At 58.9% G+C, this 21,435-nt stretch carries 18 protein-coding genes; all 18 read left to right on the top strand.

Features of this window, described 5'->3' with window-relative positions; translation table 11 throughout:
• Positions 1-178: 178 nt before the first annotated feature.
• The 18 genes from flgF (at position 179) to fliD (ending at position 21,432) form a co-directional block, all read left to right on the top strand.
• Positions 179-919 carry a flagellar basal-body rod protein FlgF gene (flgF, locus tag PVA39_RS09105; protein WP_093502123.1) on the top strand — a complete coding sequence of 247 codons (741 nt, stop codon included), beginning with the start codon at positions 179-181 and terminating at the stop codon, positions 917-919.
• A gap of 45 nt (positions 920-964) precedes the next feature.
• Complete coding sequence (flgG, locus tag PVA39_RS09110) at positions 965-1,750, top strand: flagellar basal-body rod protein FlgG (protein ID WP_027910249.1); 786 nt, start codon at positions 965-967, stop codon at positions 1,748-1,750.
• A 61-nt stretch (positions 1,751-1,811) separates the two neighbouring features.
• A complete protein-coding gene (flgH, locus tag PVA39_RS09115; protein WP_274123821.1) occupies positions 1,812-2,525 on the top strand; it encodes a flagellar basal body L-ring protein FlgH in 714 nt (237 codons plus the stop codon).
• Positions 2,526-2,536: 11 nt separating this feature from the next.
• Positions 2,537-3,634: a flagellar basal body P-ring protein FlgI gene (locus PVA39_RS09120; RefSeq protein ID WP_093502530.1), complete on the top strand. Its 1,098-nt coding sequence runs from the start codon at positions 2,537-2,539 to the stop codon at positions 3,632-3,634.
• A gap of 12 nt (positions 3,635-3,646) precedes the next feature.
• The gene (gene flgJ, locus PVA39_RS09125) at positions 3,647-4,879 is read left to right on the top strand and encodes a flagellar assembly peptidoglycan hydrolase FlgJ (RefSeq protein WP_274123822.1); all 1,233 of its coding nucleotides are present in this window, start codon (positions 3,647-3,649) and stop codon (positions 4,877-4,879) included.
• Between the two features lie 6 nt (positions 4,880-4,885).
• Positions 4,886-6,925, top strand: a complete 2,040-nt coding sequence (gene flgK / locus PVA39_RS09130) for a flagellar hook-associated protein FlgK (RefSeq protein WP_274123823.1) — start codon at positions 4,886-4,888, stop codon at positions 6,923-6,925.
• A gap of 151 nt (positions 6,926-7,076) precedes the next feature.
• Positions 7,077-8,321, top strand: a complete 1,245-nt coding sequence (gene flgL, locus PVA39_RS09135; RefSeq protein ID WP_274123824.1) for a flagellar hook-associated protein FlgL — start codon at positions 7,077-7,079, stop codon at positions 8,319-8,321.
• A 162-nt stretch (positions 8,322-8,483) separates the two neighbouring features.
• Complete coding sequence (locus PVA39_RS09140) at positions 8,484-9,242, top strand: class I SAM-dependent methyltransferase (protein ID WP_274123825.1); 759 nt, start codon at positions 8,484-8,486, stop codon at positions 9,240-9,242.
• A gap of 5 nt (positions 9,243-9,247) precedes the next feature.
• The gene (locus PVA39_RS09145; RefSeq protein WP_274123826.1) at positions 9,248-9,850 is read left to right on the top strand and encodes an HAD family phosphatase; all 603 of its coding nucleotides are present in this window, start codon (positions 9,248-9,250) and stop codon (positions 9,848-9,850) included.
• A 32-nt stretch (positions 9,851-9,882) separates the two neighbouring features.
• Positions 9,883-10,497, top strand: a complete 615-nt coding sequence (locus PVA39_RS09150; RefSeq protein ID WP_274123827.1) for an NTP transferase domain-containing protein — start codon at positions 9,883-9,885, stop codon at positions 10,495-10,497.
• Positions 10,490-11,638, top strand: coding sequence for a CDP-glycerol glycerophosphotransferase family protein (locus PVA39_RS09155; protein ID WP_274123828.1), 1,149 nt, complete (start codon positions 10,490-10,492; stop codon positions 11,636-11,638). The genes PVA39_RS09150 and PVA39_RS09155 overlap by 8 nt, the downstream gene beginning before the upstream one ends.
• A complete protein-coding gene (locus PVA39_RS09160) occupies positions 11,635-12,114 on the top strand; it encodes an acyltransferase (RefSeq protein ID WP_274123829.1) in 480 nt (159 codons plus the stop codon). Before PVA39_RS09155 ends, PVA39_RS09160 begins: the two co-directional genes overlap by 4 nt.
• Entirely contained in the window at positions 12,098-13,234 is a 1,137-nt protein-coding gene (locus PVA39_RS09165; RefSeq protein WP_274123830.1) for a DegT/DnrJ/EryC1/StrS family aminotransferase, read from the top strand. The genes PVA39_RS09160 and PVA39_RS09165 overlap by 17 nt, the downstream gene beginning before the upstream one ends.
• Complete coding sequence (locus tag PVA39_RS09170; RefSeq protein WP_274123831.1) at positions 13,225-13,641, top strand: sugar 3,4-ketoisomerase; 417 nt, start codon at positions 13,225-13,227, stop codon at positions 13,639-13,641. The genes PVA39_RS09165 and PVA39_RS09170 overlap by 10 nt, the downstream gene beginning before the upstream one ends.
• A complete protein-coding gene (locus PVA39_RS09175; RefSeq protein WP_274123832.1) occupies positions 13,638-18,062 on the top strand; it encodes a glycosyltransferase in 4,425 nt (1,474 codons plus the stop codon). The genes PVA39_RS09170 and PVA39_RS09175 overlap by 4 nt, the downstream gene beginning before the upstream one ends.
• 254 nt (positions 18,063-18,316) lie before the next feature.
• Positions 18,317-19,480, top strand: coding sequence for a flagellin (locus PVA39_RS09180; RefSeq protein ID WP_274123833.1), 1,164 nt, complete (start codon positions 18,317-18,319; stop codon positions 19,478-19,480).
• A gap of 79 nt (positions 19,481-19,559) precedes the next feature.
• The gene (locus PVA39_RS09185) at positions 19,560-19,940 is read left to right on the top strand and encodes a flagellar protein FlaG (protein ID WP_274123834.1); all 381 of its coding nucleotides are present in this window, start codon (positions 19,560-19,562) and stop codon (positions 19,938-19,940) included.
• Positions 19,941-20,019: 79 nt separating this feature from the next.
• On the top strand, positions 20,020-21,432 hold the full coding sequence (gene fliD / locus PVA39_RS09190; RefSeq protein WP_274123835.1) for a flagellar filament capping protein FliD: 1,413 nt from the start codon (positions 20,020-20,022) through the stop codon (positions 21,430-21,432).
• Positions 21,433-21,435: the final 3 nt, after the last annotated feature.

Consider the following 21,435-nt stretch of genomic DNA (forward strand, 5'->3'; position numbering starts at 1 on the left):
GGTGGCCGAAACCGCAAACCACTCGCCGAGCGACAAATTACAGGCTCCTTCGGGAGCCTTTTTATTTTATTAATTCCTTTAAACTCAATTGCTTAGCAGTTTTATTGAGTTGTGGCATGTGTATTGCTTTTGAGGTGTGGTCAGAGTCGCGGGCGCGTCGCCCACCTCGGAGGAAAACATGGACAAGATGCTGTACGTCTCCATGACTGGTGCCCACAACAACAGCTTGGCCCAGCGTGCCCACGCCAACAATCTGGCGAACATCTCCACAACTGGATTCCGTCGTGATTTCGAGCAGGCCCGTTCGATGCAGATTTTCGGCGAGAGTCAGCCATCGCGCGTATTCGCCATGAGCGAGCGACCGGGAACCGACTTTACGCCGGGTTCGTTGCAGGAGACCGGGCGAGATCTGGATGTGGCCATCGGCGGCAAGGGCTGGTTGGCCGTGCAGGCGCCTGACGGTAGCGAAGCCTATGTGCGTACGGCCAGCCTGAATGTCGATGCCCAGGGCATGCTGCGCACCGGCAATGGCATGCCGGTGATGGGCAATGCCGGGCCGATTGCCGTGCCGCCGGAGCAGAAGATCGAGATTGGCCAGGACGGGACCATCAGTATTCGTGCGCTCGGCGAGGCGCCGCGCGTACTCGCCGAGGTCGATCGGCTGCGACTCGTCAATCCGGATCTCAAGCAGATGCAGAAGGGCACTGACGGCATGATCCGCTTCACTGGCCCGCAGCCGCCGGTAGCTGATGCCACGGTGCAGATTACCTCGGGTTTTCTCGAGTCCAGCAACGTCAATGCGGTCGAGGAGATGACGTCGATCCTGGCGCTGTCCCGGCAGTTCGAGCTGTCCGTCAAGATGATGCGCACTGCAGAAGATAATGACACCGCCATGGCGCGCGTCTTGCAAATGAGCTGATAACCAATACGCGGTGCCATGAATCCGGCACCCGAGGAGAACACTATGCTTCCGTCACTGTGGGTCGCCAAGACCGGCCTGTCAGCTCAGGACATGAACCTGACGACCATTTCCAACAACCTGGCCAACGTGTCCACCACGGGCTTCAAGCGCGATCGCGCCGAGTTCGAAGATCTGCTGTATCAGATCCGCCGTCAGCCCGGCGGTCAGTCGAGCCAGGACAGTCAGCTTCCGTCGGGCCTGCAACTCGGTACCGGTGTGCGTATCAATGGTACTCAGAAGATTTTCACCGCCGGCAGCCTGCAAACCACCGAGCAGCCGATGGATATGGCTGTTAATGGTCGTGGCTTTTTCCAGGTGTTGATGCCCGATGGCACGGTGTCCTACACCCGTGATGGCAGCTTCCACCTCAATGCCAACGGTCAAGTGGTCACCTCCCAGGGATTCGCCTTGGAACCGGCCATCGTGCTGCCGCCGGAAGTGCGTACCTTCACTGTGGGGGAGGACGGTACCGCATCGGTCACCACTACCGGCAACCCGCAGCCGCAGATCGTCGGCAACATCCAGATCGCCGACTTTATCAACCCGGCGGGTCTGGAAGCCATCGGCAACAACCTGTTCATGGAAACCGCTTCCAGCGGTGCGCCGCAGGTCGGCACGCCCGGCCTCAATGGCCTGGGCACCACCCTGCAGAACACCCTGGAGAACTCCAACGTCAGCGTGGTTGAGGAGATGGTCAACATGATTACCACTCAGCGCGCCTACGAGATGAACTCCAAGGTCATCTCCACCGCTGACCAGATGCTGGGCTTCATTTCTCAGAACCTTTAAGACCCCGTGGTAGGGCATAAGCCCGTCCCCTGATACGCCTGAACGCTGTGAGGTAGTGGTTATGAACCGCTTGGTGTGTGTGTTTTCGATTCTCGGCAGCGTAGTGCTGAGTGGCTGTGTGGCACCCGCTGCGCGGCCAAACGATCCCTACTACGCACCCGTTCTGCCGCGTACGCCGCTTCCGGCTGCGCAGAACAACGGCTCAATCTTCCAGTCCGGGTTCGAGAGCAACCTGTATGGCGATCGCAAGGCCTTTCGCGTGGGTGATGTGATTACCATCACCCTCAACGAGCGCACCCAGGCGAGCAAAAACGCCACCTCGAAGATCGCCAAGAACAGTAACGCCAATATCGGCCTGACCTCGCTGTTTGGTGGCGATGTATCGATCGATAACCCCAGCACCAGTCTCAATCCGCTGAAGGCCGAAAACCTGGGGCTGAGCGCTCAGTACGGCGCCCAGCGCAGTACGGATGGTTCTGGTCAGGCGGGGCAGAGTAACAGCCTGACCGGCTCGATCACCGTGACCGTGGCCGAGGTGCTGCCCAATGGCCTGCTGGTAGTGCGCGGTGAGAAGTGGATGACCCTCAACACCGGTGACGAGCTGGTGCGTATCGCCGGACTGGTTCGTTCCGATGATGTGGCTCGTGACAACTCGGTGGCGTCGACCCGCATCGCCGATGCACGTATCACCTATTCCGGCACCGGCGCCTTTGCCGATGCTAGCCAGCCGGGTTGGCTGGACCGCTTTTTCGCCAGCCCGCTGTTTCCGTTCTGAGGTCAATGATCATGCGTAAATGGATCATCACCGTTGCTGCGCTGCTCTTGGCCTCGACCGCTCAAGCCGAGCGGTTGAAGGACCTGGCCAGCATTCAGGGCGTGCGCAGTAACCAGTTGATTGGCTACGGCCTTGTGGTCGGCCTCAATGGCAGCGGCGACCAGACCACCCAGACCCCGTTCACCGTGCAGACCTTCAACAACATGATGGCGCAGTTCGGCATCAAGGTGCCGGAGGGCGGCAACGTGCAGCTCAAGAACGTCGCGGCGGTGTCCATTCATGCCGATCTACCGCCTTTCGCCAAGCCAGGGCAGACCATCGATATCACTATTTCCTCGATCGGTAACGCCAAGAGCCTGCGCGGCGGCAGCCTGCTGATGACGCCACTCAAGGGTATTGACGGCAACACTTACGCTATCGCCCAGGGCAACCTGGTGGTTGGCGGCTTCGATGCCAGCGGCGCCGATGGATCGCGTATCACCGTCAACGTTCCGTCGGCCGGCCGTATCCCGGGTGGTGCCACCGTCGAGCGCCCGGTGCCGAGCGGCTTCGATCAAGGCAATACCCTGACGCTGAACCTCAATCGTCCGGATTTCACCACCGCCAAGAACATCGTCGACCACATCAACGAACTGCTCGGCCCAGGCGTTGCTCAGGCACTGGATGGTGGCTCGGTTCGCGTCAGCGCGCCGCTCGATCCGAGCCAGCGCGTCGACTATCTGTCGATTCTGGAAAACATGGAAGTGGATGTCGGCCAGGCGGTGGCCAAGGTCATCATCAACTCGCGTACCGGCACTATCGTCATCGGGCAAAACGTGCGCGTGCAGCCCGCCGCGGTGACCCACGGCAGCCTGACGGTGACCATCACCGAAGATCCGATCGTCAGTCAGCCGGGCGCGCTGTCCGGTGGCGAAACCGCCGTGGTGCCGCGCTCGCGCGTTGGCGCCGACGAAGAAAAGAAACCGATGTTCAAGTTCGGCCCCGGCACCACCCTCGACGAGATCGTCCGGGCAGTGAACCAGGTGGGCGCTGCGCCTTCTGACCTCATGGCCATCCTGGAGGCGCTCAAGCAAGCCGGCGCTCTGCAGGCCGACCTGATCGTGATTTAAAGGACACGCGACATGGATACTCGACTCTCGGCCGCCGGCACCAGCACCGTAGACAGCGGTGCCTACACCGATCTCAATCGCCTCAACCAGTTCAAGGTCGGTGGTGACAATGAGGAGAATATTCGCAAGGTTGCGAAGGAGTTCGAGTCGCTGTTTCTCAATGAAATGCTCAAGACTATGCGCTCGGCCAACGAGGTGTTCGGTGAAGGTAACTTCATGAACAGCAACGAGGCCAAGACCTACCAGGACATGTACGACCAACAGCTGTCGGTGACCATGGCCGGCAACAAGAACGGCATCGGTCTGGCCGACGTGATGGCCCGGCAGATGTCGAAGATGAAGAACCCCAGCGAGCGACCCAATCCGTTCGCCCAGGTCGATGCGCCGGTGCCGGCTGCGCCGAGCAAACCGCTGGCTCGTAACGAAGCGGTTGCTGACGCTGTGCCTGCGAAAGTCGAGAAGCTCGAGAAAGTCGCTGCCGCTGTGGACCCTGAGCGTAACGACATGACCCTGATCAATCAGCGTCGACTGTCGCTGCCGGGCAAGCTCGCCCAGCGCGTTCAGGCCGGCATCGTGCCGGGCGCCGAAGCCGTCACTGCCACTACCGTAGCCAATACACCAGCCGGCGATGCTATCGGCCAGCCTCTGGCAAAAGGCGACTGGCTGCCCGCCAAGGCCTACGCCGCGCCGGCCGAGCGCCGCTTGAGCATCAACGGCAGCGAAGAAATCGCCAGCCGTACCACGTTCAAATCGGCCAAGGAATTCATGGAAACCATGCTGCCGATGGCCGAGAAGGCCGCGGCCAAACTGGGTGTCGATCCGACCTACCTGGTCGCCCAGGCGGCGTTGGAAACCGGCTGGGGCAAGTCGATCATCAAGCAGGGCGATGGCAGCAGCAGCTACAACCTGTTTGGCATCAAGACACACAACACTTGGGACGGCGATTCCGCCCGGGTGATGACCACCGAATATCAGAACGGCAAGCCAGTGAAGGAAGCCGCCTCGTTTCGCTCTTACGAATCCTTCGCCCATAGCTTCGAGGATTACGTGAGCTTCCTGCAAAGCAACGGACGCTACGAAAAGGCGCTGAGTTCTACCGCCAACCCCGAGCAGTTCGCTCGTGAGCTGCAGAAAGCCGGCTATGCCACCGATCCGCAGTACGCCCGCAAGGTCTCGCAGATCGCCCGCAAGCTGTCGACCTACCAGATGATCGCCGCCAACGGCGCGCCCTCGAACCGGGGATGATGAAGCATGGCTGACCTACTGAATATTGGCCTGTCGGGCCTGGCGGCAAACAAGACCTCGCTGTCGGTGACCGGGCATAACATCACCAATATCAATACCCCAGGGTTCTCGCGGCAGGACACCATCCAGGCAACGCGCACGCCGCAATTCAGCGGTGCCGGCTATATCGGCAGCGGCACCTCGCTGGTGGACATTCGTCGCAGTTACAGTGAGTTTCTCAGTACGCAACTGCGCAGTAGCACCTCGCTGAGTGCCGACGTGCAGGCTTATAAGAGCCAGATCGATCAGCTCGATTCTCTGTTGGCCGGTAGCACCACGGGTGTCACGCCATCGTTGCAAAAGTTCTTCTCAGCCATGCAGACGGCCGCCGAGGATCCGTCCAACCTGCCTGCCCGCCAGCTGGTGCTCTCCGAAGCGGAGGGGCTGAGTCGTCGGTTCAATACCGTCTACGACCGCCTGAATGAACAGAATAGCTTCGCCAATAAGCAGATGGGCGCCGTCACCGAACAGATCAACCGGCTCGCCGGTTCCATTGCCAGTCTCAACGAATCAATTGCTATCGCTCAAGCCAACGGCAGTCAGCCTAATGATCTGTTGGATGCGCGCGAAGAGACCGTGCGTCAACTGGCAACCTTTGTCGGCGTTAACGTTGTTGCGCAGAACGACGGCACGCAGAACGTCTTCATCGGTTCTGGCCAGCCGCTGGTGGTCGGCAGCAACGCCGCCCGCCTTGAGGTTGTACCAGGCACCAATGATCCGAATCGCTCCGAAATCCAGTTCATCGTCGGTGCTTCCCGGCAAACCATCACCACTCAAGTGACCGGTGGAGAGTTGGGCGGCATTCTGCGGTACCGCGAAGACGTGCTGGACAAGACCTTCAACTCTCTGGGTCGCCTAGCACTGTCGATCAGTGATCAGGTCAACAGCCAGTTGGGGCAGGGCTTGGATCTCAAGGGGCAGGTTGGTACCAAGTTGTTTGGTGATTTCAACGAGGAATCGTTGGCGCGCCTGCGCGTGTTACCTTCGTCGACCAACAGCAGTAACGCATCGCCAGTGCTGAATATCACCAATAGTTCAGTATTGACCACCAGTGATTATCGGTTGGAGTTCGACGGCACCAACTACTCGGCCCGCCGTTTGAGTGACAATCAGACGATGGCTGTGACCGAGAATCCGGCTGGCACCCTGAGTTTCCAAGACAGCGCAGGGCGTGATCAGGGTTTCCAGGTCGTTGTGGGAACACCGGCACCGGCGGCCGGTGATTATTTCGCGCTACAGCCTACACGTATTGGCGCTTCGACTATTTCAACCGTCCTTGACCAGGCTGATCAGCTGGCCTTCGCCGCGCCGATTCGCGCTGAGGCCAACCTGCAGAACCGCGGTAATGGTGCAATCAGTCAGCCGACACTGAAATCCACAGGCAGCAGTATCAACCCGGCCGCCTTGCAGGCGGCTTTTGCGCCGATCACGCTGACCTACGATTCGGCCGCCGGCAGCTTCACTGGCTTGCCAGCCGGGGCGTCTTTGACGCGCGTGGACAACAAGGGACAGCCGATCACCCCGGCACCGACCCCGCTGTTCGAGCCCGGTCAGCAAAACAACTATCAGTTGACTCTGGCAGATGGCACCAGTGTCAACATGAGTGTCAGCGGGCGCCCGGAAAATGGCGATCGTTTCGATATCGCCTTCAACCTCAACGGCGTATCCGACAACCGCAATGCTTTGGCCTTGGTAGGGTTGCAGAGCAAGCAAGTCGTCGGTGTCGACCCTAGCGTCACAGGCATCACGACCGGTTCGAGCTTCACAGATAGCTATGGCGACCTAGTCGAGCGGGTCGGTACCCTGACCGCCCAGGCCCGTCAGGACAGCGATGCGACCAGTGCTATTCTCAAGCAGGCGCAGGACAACCGTGATTCTCTCTCGGCGGTCAACCTCGATGAAGAGGCTGCCAACCTGATCAAGTTCGAGCAGTACTACAACGCCTCTGCTCAGGTGATTCAAGTTGCGCGCTCGTTGTTCGATACCCTCATCGGAGCCTTCAGGTAGTAGGCTGGGCCTTGGCTCATCATGGCTGCCGCTACAGGTTGCCAATAAAGATTTCCGGTTCGGCCGCGTGGCAAACGCCATGTGGTGAAAAATCCCAAAACGGGTGCGGCTCTGGTAAGTGTCAGTTACCGCTAGAGAAGATGAGGCAGCTATGCGTATTTCCACTATCCAGGCGTTCAACAACGGCGTTCAAGGCCTGCAGCGCAACTATGCCAGTACCATCCGTACCCAGGAGCAGATCAGCACCGGCAATCGGATCCTCACGCCGGCCGATGACCCGGTTGCGTCGGTGCGTCTGCTGCAGCTTGAGCAGCAGCAGAATGTTTTGACCCAATATAAGGAAAATCTGAATGCGGCAGATAACAGCCTCGTTCAGGAAGAAAGCGTTTTGCAGTCGGTAAATACTGTACTTGACCGTGTGCAGGAACTTGCTGTTACTGCCGGCAATGGAGCATTGGCTCCCGAGCAGCGCAAAGCTATTGCTGCGGAATTACGTGAACGTGAAGACGAACTGCTCGGCCTCATGAATACCAAGAACGCCCGCGGCGAATACCTTTTCTCGGGATTTCAAGGCAAGGCCGAACCTTTCGTTCGTAATGCCGATGGCACTTACAGCTATCAGGGTGACGAAGGGCAGCGCAAGCTGGAAATTGCCAGCTCACTCAGCGTGCCGATCAGTGACAACGGCAAGAAGGTATTTCAGGACGTTATCAATGCCGGTCGCCTGAATGCGGCTGTTGCGGCCCAGCCTGGGTCTACCCTGCGTGCCTCCACGCCGCTGGTTCAGGATGAAGTGGCATTCAACGGTACGCCCCGATTTCCGGATGCCGGCGTTGATATCGTCTTCGGCAACCCCGATGCCAACAGCTACGAAGTATTTGCAGCCGGAACCACCACGCCGGCACTTGCCACTGGTGCCATGGACGATGACCCTGACGCTAGCGACAAGCTAGTATTTCGTGGCGTGGTGATCAACTTCGATGGAGCACCCGCCGCAGGCGACACAGTAACCGTTACGTCAGATCCCAACAGACAGAAGCAGGGCGCCCTCGATACCATCGCCAGCCTGCGTAGATCGCTTGAGGAATCACCAGCTACGCCAGAGGGCAACCTTCAGGTCCGTGATGCCGTGGCGCAAGCGATGACCAACCTGTCGCGTGCCAGCGTTACGGTCGACGGCACGCGGGGCGACATTGGTGCGCGTCGAAACATTATCGACAGTACTTTGACCAGTAACGAAGATACCGCCCTCGCTAACAAATCGGTCCAGGCGCAGCTACGTGAACTGGACTACCCCGAAGCGCTTTCTCGCCTATCGTTCCAAACACTCATTCTCGAGGCTGCGCAGCAGAGCTACGTGAAAATTAGTAGTCTGAATTTGTTCAATAAGCTGTGATCCTTCGATGCTGGTGCCACATAACGCTGTTCATGTGGTAGTCAGTAGCAGCTTCTTCCCAGTTGGCTAATCTTTTGCTTGGTTGTCTCTGAATGTCGGAAGATTGACGCAGAGTTAATCGCCAATGGCGCGTCGCGCCTACCATGCCCCTGCGGAGAACAAATGAGCACTCAAGGCCGGATAAAGGGAACCAACGTTCCTATCGACTACGAGGCAACACAGGCCTTTTTCGAAGAGAGAGGCCGGCGAGATTATGCCAGTGCTCTAAGTGCCACGATGTATCAGGACAATGACCCGGAGTTGGTCAGGCAGCGTGACCAGGCCGAGAAGGCCGTGCTAGCTCCGCAGTTGCAGCTTCCCGCGGCGGCCCGGGCTCTCGATATCGGCTGTGGGGTTGGGCGCTGGGGCTGGTTTCTCGAGCAGACCGTTTCTGGCATCGGCTACCTGGGCATCGATTTTTCAGAGACTCTGATTGAAAAGGCCAGACAGGAAGCCCTGCAACGGGGTGACAACGCGTTGCGTTTTCAGACAATGTCGGCAATCGATATCCGGCCGGACGAATTGCTGGTCCAGGCGCCCTTTGACCTTGTCATCATCTCGGGGCTGTTGATCTACCTGAATGACGATGACTGCATAAGGGTGTTGCGCTCAGCCTGCCAATTGTGCGCGCCTGGCGGAAAGATTTACCTGCGCGAGCCCGTTGGCGTGCAGGAGCGCTTGACGCTTGACCGATTCTATTCCGAAGAACTGAAGTACGAGTATTCGGCCATCTACCGCACCGTTGCAGAACTGGAAGCGTTACTGGGGCAGGCGCAGGTCTTGCCGGCCCTGCGTATCCAGGTATCAGCGTCGCTGTTCCCTGCTGACCTAGAAAAGCGAACGGAGACTCGGCAGCACTATTTCATCCTTAAAAAGAGTTGAGCGCGATGGCCACTGCCTATTGCTTCGATCTGGACGGTACCTTAACTCAGCAAGAACTATTGCCCTTAATCGCCTCATCGGTTGGCCTGGAGGATGAAATATCGGTACTGACCGAAGCGACGATAAATGGCATCTTGCCGTTCGAAAAGTCGTTCAAGCTACGTGTACGTCTGTTGCGCGATGCCAATATCGATTGGATTCATTCGGCGCTTCTCGAGAAAGTCGAGTTTGATGCGCACATGATCGAATTCATCGCGCGGCGGCCTGAGCAGTGCTTCGTTGTGACCGGAAATCTCGATGTATGGGTCAAGCCCATACTCGATCGTCTCGGTATTCAGAGCTTCACCTCGGTTGCCAAAGTGAGCAACTCCCGCATCGAGGGCATCAAGCATATCTTGCACAAGGGCGATGCAGTACTCGGCCTTCGCGATCGTTTCGACCGGATCATCGCCGTCGGTGATGGCATGAACGACGTGCCTATGTTCGAGGTAGCCGATTGGCGTATCGCATTCGGTGGCGCCCACGCGCCGAACCATCTCCTGGTCAAATTGAGTGACTTTGTCGTGCACGACGGAGGTGCCTTGTGTCGCCTATTAAACACGTTGTAATTAGCGCTGCGGGAATTGGCTCGAGGCTGGGGTTGAACAAACCGAAATGTCTGGTGGAAATAGGCGGCCGGACATTACTCGACTATCACCTCGAGCGCCTGACTTGGGCTGAGAATGTATGGCTGGTCGTCGGCTTCGAAGAAACTGAGGTTATTCGACAGGCGATGTCGCTGCGTAAGGACTTGATCGTCGTCCGCAATCCCGAATATGCCAGGACCAATACGCTGCAAAGCATTTACCGCGTGTCGCGCCATCTGCAGGAACGGTTTCTGGTGATCGATGCCGATACCGTCGTCGAGCCGCGCTCCTTCACCGCCTTCATGGCGGCAGCGCAGGACCAAGCGCAGTTGATTGGTATTTCCCGATACACCACCAGTGATGGCGTTCGCGTGCTTCTCGACGAAGCCGGCGCCTGCGTCACCGCGTTCACGCGCGCCGCTGAGCATGCCTGGGAGTGGACCGGGATCGCGGTTATCGACCCTGCCGCCGTCGTCGATAAACCGATATACGTGTATCAGGCACTGGAAGCTTATCTGCCAATGCCTGCTGCCGAGATAAAGGCATTCGATATCGACACGATTACCGACCTTGACATGGCGCGGCAGGTTCTCGCCAACGGATGGCCAGATCGAGACAACTATGCATAACGACCTAACCAGCACTACCAAAAAACACCTGGTGATCCTCTATCAGCTACCTGAATCCTGGGCCAACGTGCGCTCGGTATGGGAAGCCGCTCGCGATGACGAGTCCGTCGAGGTATCCGTGGTTTTACTGCCATTCGTGCACGGGGATTACGAGTGGCGACGGGACCTGGCGGAGGCGCATCTGACCGAACTCGGGGTGCCATTCGTGCCCTGGGATGCCTTTTCGCTCAGCGAGGCGACCCTGGACGCCGTGCTATATACCTCGCCTTACGATGAAACCAGGCCGGAGGCCTATAAGTTTGCCAGCCTCCGCCGACAAGCGAGGCGTATCGCCTATATCCCTTATGGGCTGGAAGTGGGCGGCGGCGAGCAAAACTACGTCTATCAGTACGGCCAGCCCGTCACTGCCCATGCAGACGCTGTTTTTGTCAGATCGCCAAGCGTGCGCGACATGTTCGCCCGCCATTGCCCGACGGGGGCCGAGCATGTCCATGTCACCGGACACCCGCGAATGGACGGCCTGGTCGATTTTGCGCAGTTTACGGTGGATCCTGGGTTGCTGGCGGCGATCGGCGAGCGCAAGGCCGTGCTGTGGAACGCGCACTTTTCATTCGATGGCGACCTGTGGTCGACCTTCGATCAGCTGGCGGCTGGCATCCTCGATGCTTTCACCTCGCGCCCCGATCTCGTGCTGCTGTTGCGCCCTCATCCGCTGTTATGGAAAAAGCTGATCAACCTGGACATCTTGAACGAGCAGGAGATCGCGGATCTCAAGGTGCAGTTGACAGCGCTGGGCGTGATCATTGACGAGCGCTCCGACCACCGCCATGCGTTCGCAGCCAGTTCGGCAATGATGAGCGATGCCGGATCTTTTCTGATGGAGTATCTGGCGACCGGCAAGCCGGTGCTCTACCTGAAAAATCCCCATGGTTTGGGTCTCAACGAAGAAGGCGCTGCGGTGGTACGTCGTTATCAGACCGCGGTGGATGCTGGCCAGGTCGCTGCATTCCTGGATCAGTTGCGTCGAGACGAGGACCCGCTGCACCTCAGTCGCAGCGCAGCGATCAGGCATTTTTTCCACGAGTTCGATGGTGCTGCCGGGCGTCGTGTACTGGGCGTTCTCAAGGGGCTGATGGCATGACCCTTCATCCTCTCGCCGATATCCAGAGTCGCCAGATAGGCGATGGCACGCGGATCTGGCAGTTCGTGGTGGTCCTGGCCGATGCCGTTATCGGTCGTGACTGCAATATCAACGCGCATTGCTTCATCGAGAATGATGTGGTGCTGGGTGATCGGGTCACCGTGAAATGCGGTGTTTATCTGTGGGACGGCCTGCGTGTCGGCGATGATGTGTTTATCGGTCCGAACGTGACCTTCACCAATGACCCGTCTCCCCGTTCGCGGCAACGCCCGGCGCATTTTCTGCCGACCCATATCGAGGCCGGTGCGTCGATCGGCGCCGCTGCGGTGATCCTGCCCGGGTTGACCATCGGCGCTGGTTCGATGGTCGGCGCCGGCTCCGTCGTGACCCAGGATGTACCCGCCTATGCGCTGGTGGTCGGCAACCCGGCGAGAGTCGTACGCTATCTGGATGATCGCCATGCGCCCATTTCTTGATCTGAAGGCGCTCATGGCGCGCGACGAGCATGCCCTGAATGAGGCATTCAACCGTGTTTTGCATTCCGGGTGGTACGTGCTGGGGCCCGAGGTGGAAGCGTTCGAGCACGAGTTCGCGCAACTGTGTGGGGTTGATCACGTGGTCGGCGTCGGCAATGGCCTTGACGCCCTTACGTTGATCCTGCGCGCCTACCGCCAGCTCGGTCGCCTTGCGCCGGGCGCGGAGGTCATACTGCCAGGCAACACCTTTATCGCCACGGCATTGGCCGTTAGCGAGGCAGGCCTGGTTCCGGTGCTGGTCGAGCCTGCACAATGCGACTTTGGCATTTCGGTCGCGGCCGTCGAAGCGGCCATCACCCCCAGAACAGGGGCGGTAATCGCCGTCCATCTCTATGGGCAACTGGCTGATATGCCCCGCTTGCGGCAGTTGACGCAACGGCACAATCTGTTGCTGATCGAGGATTGCGCGCAAGCCCACGGCGCACGTGACGAGCACGACCGTGTGGCGGGTTCGCTGGGCGATGCCGCGGGATTCAGTTTCTTTCCGGTGAAGAACCTGGGTGCGCTTGGCGACGGTGGTGCGGTTGCCACCAATGATTCCATGCTTGCCGAGCACGTACGCAAGTTGCGTAGCTATGGCTCCTCGGAGAAGTACGTTCACGACGTGAAAGGCGTAAACTCGCGCCTGGACGAGCTACAGGCGGCATTGCTGCGCGTCAGGTTACCCAGGCTGGGTGAAGACGCCGAGAGGCGGCGGGCCATCGCGGATCGCTACCTGAAGGGCATATCGCATCCGGCGATTACCTTGCCCAGCCAGCCTTCGTTGCCACTGAGCCATGTCTGGCATCTGTTCGTGGTGAGCTGTGCGCAACGGCAGTCGCTTCAAGCGCATTTGCGGCGTCGCGGTATTCCCACCCTGATTCATTACCCCGTGCCGATTCATCGCCAGGCTGCCTATGCCGAGTTATCCGACCTGTCCCTCCCGGTGGCAGAGCGCATGGCTGAGCAAGTGCTGAGCCTGCCTCTGTATCCCGGCATGCCGGAGGATTACGTGGCTGCGGTGATCGATGCATGCAACGATTTTTCCTATGACGAGCGTGGAGAAGGCCCGTGTCGCTGAAAGATTGCAAGATCATCGATCTGCCAAAGATCGAAGACCCGCGTGGCAACCTGACGTTCGTCGAGGGTGGGCGGCATATTCCGTTCGACATCCAGCGCGTTTATTACCTTTATGACGTGCCGGGTGGCTCCCACCGCGGTGGCCATGCGCACAAGGGGCTGCACCAGTTGCTGATCGCCATGTCGGGCAGTTTCGATATCTTGCTGGACGATGGCCGTACCCGCTTCAAATACCACATGAACCGCTCCTACTACGGGCTCTACATTCCGCCCATGATCTGGCGTGAAATCGACAATTTCTCCAGCGGCTCCGTGTGCATGGTCATGGCGTCGCAGTTTTATGACGAAGATGACTATTTCAGGGATTACGATGAATTCAGAAAGGCGTTACAAGGACCTTCGGCATGACCTCTGTCAGTTCTAGTGTTCCGCCACTCGATCGTTTGCTCGATGGATTGGCCAGTCTCAACGGGCTGAAGGCTTCGCGACGCGGCCAGGCGGGTACGCGCTACGATGTCGATGTTACCGTTACCGTCATGTCCTACAACAACGCACCGTATCTTGCACAGACGATCGAATCGGTGCTGTCTCAGGAAGGCGTAAGCCTCGAACTGCTGGTCTTCGATGATCGCTCCAGCGACGACAGTGTCGAGGTGTTGAACGGGTATGTTGGCGACCCGCGCTTCAGTTTTCAGGTCAACTCGGTCAATCTGGGCATGGCTGGCAACTACAATCGTTGCGTTCAAGCGGGAAACGGTCGGTACCTGGTGGTGCTGGGGTCCGATGACGTTCTCTATCCTGGCCATCTGGCGTCTCTTGTGGCGGCCATGAATGCCTGCCCGGGCGCGGCGCTTGGCTATGCCCAGTGCAACTGGATTGATGAGAACGGCAGGTTCATTCGCTATGCCGATCATCCGGGGCACCGCCGGCAATCCTATTCTGGGGGGCGTGACGAGGTCGCTGATCTCCTCACGTTCGACAGCTACATTACCCCGTCGGCGGCGATCCTGCGGCGCAGCGCGCTGCCTCATGTCGCCTTGCCCGAAGGGGGCATCCACCGGCACGACCTGCTGGCGGGCGATTGGGAACTGTGGATTCGTCTGGCGCGCCAGTTCCCCGATTTCGTATTTCTGCGCCAGGCGAGCGTGGGTTACCGCATCCATTCCGGTCAGATATCGAACACCTTTTACGGCAGCGAGCGCCCGCTGCGCGAGCACACCGAGATTCTGGAAATGAACCTTGCCGATGCGCCGACCCGCAGGCGCATGATCGTCCACGGCGAGGCCATCTGGGCGTTGTATCAGCAGCGGATAAGCGCTTATCCCGCTACAACGACGGCGCCTTATCAGCGAAGAATCGATGCCATACATACCGCCTTGATGGCCAAGGGCGAATTGTCCATGGTCCCCTCGCAGTTCCTGTTCTCGATCATCATGACGACCTACAACCGGCGCGAACTGCTGCGCTTCGCGCTGGACAGCGTCAAGGCTCAGACGCTGCAGGATTTCGAGGTCATTCTGGTGAACGACCATGGAGAGGGTGTCGAATCCCTCCTGGAGTCGTATCCCTACTGTATTACCTACCTGCGCCAGGGGCGCAATGCCGGGCCCGCGGCGGCGCGCAACGCCGCGCATCGCCTGGCCCGCGGTCAGTACTTGGTTTATCTGGACGACGACGACGTCTTTCTGCCGGCTCACCTGCAAGTCCTGGCCGATGCGCTGCAGAAACACCCGGGAGAGGTGGTGTACAGCGACGCCTTGTTCATTGCCGAGCGCGTTGAGAACGGGGTACGCCACGTGATCAATCAGGAGCAGCGTTATCCCCATGGGGATTACTCGCGCGAACGCCTGCTCGTAGACAACTACATCCCGGTCAATACCTTCGCCTGGCCGCGTTCGGCTGCGCTGGAGGTTGGCGGGTTCGACGAAACCCTGTCAGGCCTGGAGGACTGGGATTTCCTGATGCGGCTCGCCGCTCGTCTGCCTTTCCACCACGTGCAGCAGGAAACCGTACAGGTGCGCATGCGCGCTGACGAATCGTCCGTCGAGCGACGTTCTCAGCAGGCGCTGAAGGATTATCCGGCGTTGTATAAGGAAATGTACCGGCGCCACGGCGACATGGGCAGTGCGGCGGTGAAGGCCGGCAGGGTGGACTTGCTGCAGCGTCTCGGGGCTGACGTCGAGGTGACCCGTCAACCGCCGAGTATGCAGGCATGGCTGCAGCGGCGCGCCTTGACGCCTCCCCAGAAAGCCCTGGTGGACGAGCGCCTCGAAGGGCAGGGTGGGGCGCCACACTTCGGTATCCTGATCGTAGATCTGCAAGGGGACCACGCCACACTGGCGCGTACACTCGCCTCCCTCGACAGCGCGCGCGACAACTATGCGAAGCTGCAGGCAGTGGTGTTGAGCAGTGCTGAAAACGTCGCCAATTTTCCATCCTGCCAGGTCGTGGCGGTGCGGCCTGATGACTGGCTCGCGGCGCTCAACGAGCTCCTGGCTGCCTCGGCCTTCGACTGGTGCCTGCTACTGCGCGCGGGCGAGGAGCTGACCCCCTCGGGCCTGATGATGGCGGGGCTGGAATTGCTGACCGCGCCGGATTGCCGCGCGATCTACTGCGACGAAATGTTCCGCCAGGAAGGACAGTTGGCCGCGGCTTTGCGGCCTGCCTTCAATCTCGACTACCTTTTGAGTTTCCCTGCAGGAATGGCCAGGCACTGGCTGTTCCGCCGTGATGTCATAGTGGCGGCCGGCGGCTTCGACCCTGCCTTCGAACAGGCGGCGGAGCTGGAGTTGATCCTCAGGCTGATCAACCAAGGCGGCCTCGATGGCCTGGGGCACGTGGCGGAGCCGTTGCTGATCACCGAGGCACCCGCGTTGGCCGACAATGATGCCGAGCAGCGGGCCATCGCCCAGCATCTGCAGCAGCGTGGCTACTCGGATGCGGCTGTCACGTCGGTGAAGCCCGGGCGTTATCGGATCGACTATGGGCATGCGCAATCGCCGCTGGTGTCCTTCCTGATTCTGCCCGGTGAGTGTCTCGAGCACTTGCAGCGCTGCGTGGAGAGCATTCTCGAGAATACCCGCTATCCCAACTACGAATTGCTGCTGATTCAGAGTCCTCTGCAAACTGATGAGGTCGGTGCCTGGCTCGGTGCGCTGGCCTCGCTTGGCGAAGCGCGTATTCGGGTACTGCCTGCTGGGCAGGAGGTGCTGGCGCCTCAGACGCTGCTCAATCAGGCTGCCGAGCAGGCGCATGGGGATTACCTGCTGTTGCTGTCGGCCGATACGGCTGCTATCAGCGAGGACTGGCTAGACGAGCTGGTCAATCACGCACAACGTCCTGAGGTGGCCTGCGTCGGCGCCAAGCTGCTGTCAGCAGACGGGAAAATCGCCCGCGCCAGCCTGATCCTCGGACTCGAGGGGCCGGTGGGGCGGCCCTATGTCGGTGAGCCCCTGGATGCGCCGGGTTATATGCAACGCCTGCAGGTGGTGCAGAACAGCAGCGCCGTTGGGCATGAGTGCCTGCTGGTTGCCAAGGCCGTGTTTCTGCAGTTGGGTGGACTGAGAGAGGAGGGCATGCCGTGGCGCTATGCGGGTGTCGACCTCTGCCTGAAGGCGCGCCAGGCCGGTTATCTGACCGTGTGGACACCGTTCTCGCAGTTGATGCTCGACCCGGTAGATATTTCCCGGGGCACTACCGCCGAGCATGACGCCCTCTATGCAGAATGGCTGCCGGTGCTGGCACGCGATCCCGCTTACAACCCGAATTTCTCCCTCTCGCAGCCGGGGGGCTTCAAGCTGGCCGACACGGCGTTGTCATGGCGGCCCCTGTCGTCATGGAAGCCGGTACCCACTGTGCTGGCCCATCCGTCTGACAACTACGGCTCTGGGTACTATCGAGTGATTCAGCCATTTAGCGCCTTGCAACAGGCCGGGTTGATCGATGGTGGGCTATCCCCGGGGCTCATGCACGTTACGGATCTGGAGCGCTACGACCCGGATGTGATCATTCTGCAGAAGCAGATCGGCGATGATCGCTTCGATGCGATGCGTCGTATGCAGGCTTTTTCGCGTGCGTTCAAGGTCTACGAACTCGATGACTACCTGCCTAATCTGCCGGTAAAAAGCGTCCACCGTGCGCAGATGCCCAAGGACATCCTGAAGTCCATGCGTCGCGGCCTGGGGTACGTGGACCGTTTTGTCGTGTCGACGCAGGCCCTGGCCGATGCCTGCAGCGGCTTGCACGATGATATCCGGGTGATCGAGAACTGTTTGCCGCCTGCCTGGTGGAAAGGGCTCGCCGCCGGACGAAACAGTTCGCAGAAACCCAGGGTTGGCTGGGCAGGGGGCATTGGGCACACCGGCGATCTGGAAATGATTGCTGATGTCGTGCTGGCCCTGGCCGATGAAGTCGACTGGGTGTTCATGGGCATGTGCCCCGACAGACTGCGGCCTGCTGTCAAGGAGGTTCACGAGGGTGTCGATATCGGTGTCTATCCGCGGGCATTGGCAGCTTTGAATCTGGACCTGGCGGTGGCGCCACTGGAGGAAAACCTGTTCAACGAGTGCAAGAGCAATCTGCGCCTGCTGGAGTACGGAGCCTGTGGGTTTGCCGTGGTGTGCAGTGACTTGCGCAGTTACCAGGGAAATCTGCCGGTGACGCGGGTGAAGAACCGTTATCGGGACTGGATGGAAGCCATAAGAATGCATGTAGGCGATCTGGACGCGACGGCTCGCGCCGGTGAAGCATTGCACCAGCAGGTGATGCGCGACTGGATGCTTGAGGGTGACAACCTGGTGGCCTGGCGGCGCGCCTGGTTGCCCGACTGAGACGAGGCTTTGGCGCGGTTTTACTGACTGGCTCAAGGATTCGCGGCAGGTGCCGATACGCTGTTCAGGAAGAGGTTGAAGAAGCATGGCTTCTGGGTTGTCAAGGGAGTCGCAAAAAAATTCAACTTCGCTCCTAAAGCTTCGCAGAGTCAGGTCGATAAAGAGTATGAAAGCGAACTCAATGTTGCCTGAGCATTGCAGGCCAGAGTCGCAAGCCCAGGCAAACAGTTAGTGTCCGATGGAGGACAAACATCATGGCTTTGACCGTAAACACCAACATTGCGTCGTTGAACACTCAGCGTAACCTGAACACCTCGTCCAACGCGCTCAATACCTCCCTGCAGCGTCTGTCGACCGGTTCGCGCATCAACAGTGCCAAGGATGATGCGGCTGGCCTGCAAATCGCCAACCGTCTGACCAGTCAGGTCAACGGCCTGAACGTTGCGGTGAAGAACTCCAACGACGGCATCTCCATGGCGCAGACCGCTGAAGGTGCCCTGCAGCAGTCGACCACCATCCTGCAGCGTATGCGTGACCTGTCTCTGCAGTCGGCCAACGGTTCGAACAGCGAAGGCGAGCGTAAGGCACTGAACTCGGAAGTGACCGAGCTCAAGAAGGAGCTGAACCGTATCTCCAACACCACCACCTTCGGTGGCAAGAAGCTGCTGGATGGCAACTTCGGTACCACCACCTTCCAGGTAGGTAGCGCGGCCAACGAAACCATCAGTGTAAAAATCGATGAGATGAGCACCGCGTCGCTGAAGGGCAAGTACTACGAGGGCAGCCTGGCTGCTGCCACTGGTACCGCAAGCGCTTCGGGCACTATCACCGTTTCCGGCACCGTAAACGGTACCGATTTCTCGGTCGATGTAGCCATTGCCAGCGGCTCAACTGCACTGCAGGTTAGCCAGTCGGTTGCCACCGCCATCAACGATGCCAACATCGGTGTGGGTGCGTTCGTCGACGATGCAGGTGCAACGAAACTGATTTCTAATCAGAACACTGACGGTACTGCGAACGCGCTTTCTGCACTGAGTGTAAGTGGTACTGTCGCTGGGGTAACAGCCAACCCTGCATACACTGCGGCTACAGCTGTCACCGAAAAAGAAATGACCAACATCGACGTCAGCACCGTGCAGGGTGCCCAGGAGTCGGTCATCGTTATCGACCAGGCGATCTCGTCGATCGACAAGCAACGTGCCGACCTCGGTGCTGTGCAGAACCGCTTCGAGAACACCATTGGTAACCTGCAGAACATCGCAGAGAACGTTTCGGCAGCACGTGGTCGGATTCAGGACACGGACTTCGCGGCGGAAACTGCGAACCTGACCAAGAACCAGATCCTGCAACAGGCCGGTACTGCGATTCTGTCCCAGGCCAACCAGCTGCCGCAGGCAGTACTCAGCCTCCTGCGGTAAGCCAATTGGCTAGGCTGCTCTAAACTCCGGGGGGAAGTGCATGGCGCTTCTCCCCGTTTTGCCTTGCGAGGTAAAAGAAATGGATATCGCAGTAAACAGTTTGTCGCCGGTTCTGACCAAGCCTAGTGGTTCGCCTGTGTCAGGTGTCTACGCGGCAGCGGGTGCCTCTTCTGAGGCCGTAAATGACAAGCTTGCTCAACGCCAGGGCAAGGTGTCGCCGGAAGATTCAGAGCAAACTTATGAGCAGGTGGACAGCGCGATCACGTCCATCCAGAGTTTCGTCCAGAACATCCAGCGCGACTTGAACTTCAGTGTCGATGATTCAAGTGGCAGAGTTGTGGTCAAGGTGACTGATCGCGCCTCCGGCGATGTGATTCGTCAGTTGCCTTCCGAAGAGGCCTTGCGCTTGGCGGAAAGTCTAGAGGAGGCGCGAAGTCTGCTGTTCAAGGCCGAAGCCTGAGATGGCGCGATTTTTGAATTAGGGAGCAGGACTGCATAAGTTTTCAAATAAACGTCAATATCGTGACGGAGTATAAAACATGGCTATTGGTGGAGTTCAGACGGGCATCAACTCAGGGTTGCCGATCGGCGATCTGGTCAAGGCAATGGTCGATGCTGAAAGGGCGCCCAAGGAAGCGCAATTGGCGCGCTTGTCTAGCTCGACTACCGTCAAGCTAACTGGTCTGGGCAAACTGAATACTGCGCTTGGCGAGTTTCAGACCGCGCTGAAGGATCTCAATAGCCCGGCTCTGTTCGAGAAGCGCACGGCCACGTCCTCCAACACCAGTGCGCTAACAGCCACCGCCGGAAAAACAGCATCTGCTGGCAGCTACCAGGTTGAGGTGAAGAGCCTCGCTTCGTCCAGCAAGGTCGCAACTAAGGCGCTCGACGGTACTTTTACGAGTGGCGGCAGTGACGAGGTACTGAGCGTCAAAATTGGTGAGAGTGGCACCGCTGTCGATGTGAAGATCACTGCAGGTTCTGACCTGGCCAGCATTCGTGACCAGCTCAATACCGCGCTCAAGGATAAGGGCGTAAGCGTCAGCACCATCAACGATCCTGCCACTGGCAAGTCTAGACTGGTATTCAGCGGCAACGAGACGGGGAACGGCAAGGACGTCATCGTTTCTGGTAGTGGCGACCTTGCTGCTCTGAGCGTCGATGGTCGTACCGCGCTCGCAGCGACGGATGCTTCCGCTTCCGGTTATATCGTTCAGGCCGCTAACGCCAAGTTCTCCATTGATGGTCTGGCGCTCAGCAGTCCAACCAATTCGGTCAAGGGAGCCATCGCCGATGTCGATTTTGATTTGCTTGCCACAACCGAGGATGGCAAAGCTCTGACCCTCAAGGTTGGTGAGGATAACGCTGGTGTCAAAGCGGGTATCAAGAAATTCGTCGAGGCTTATAACAAGCTGATCAACACCACCAACGATCTGACCCGGGTTACCAAAGTCGGCGAGGACGGCACTCCGCTGGTGGGAGGGTTGGTGGGTGATTCGACGGTGCGCAATCTGGTCGGCGGTGTTCGTAATGAATTGGTGAACCCCGTTGGAGGCGATGGTGTAAGGGTGCTGGCCGATCTCGGCATCACTACGCAGAAAGACGGCACCCTGAAAATTGAAGACACCAAACTCGACGCAGCGCTAAAAGACAACTTCGATGCAGTCGGTTCGTTTTTCCTGGGCGATACCGGTTTGATGAAGCGTCTGGACGGGCAGGTGGCAGCATACAGCCAGACGGGCGGGATTCTTTCTCAGCGTATGTCTGCGCTGCAGTCTACCGATGCCGACATAAAAAAACAGACCGAGGCTCTGAAGCTGCGTGTCGAAAGTATGCAAAAACGCCTGCTTGCCCAGTTCAATGCAATGGACTCTCTGGTCGGTCAGTTGAATGGGACCAGCAGTCAGCTGCAAAATAGTCTTTCCAAATTACCCGGCGTAGTAAAAACATAGCCA

The organism is Pseudomonas sp. CNPSo 3701, from assembly GCF_028674975.1.
Lineage (GTDB): Bacteria > Pseudomonadota > Gammaproteobacteria > Pseudomonadales > Pseudomonadaceae > Aquipseudomonas > Aquipseudomonas straminea.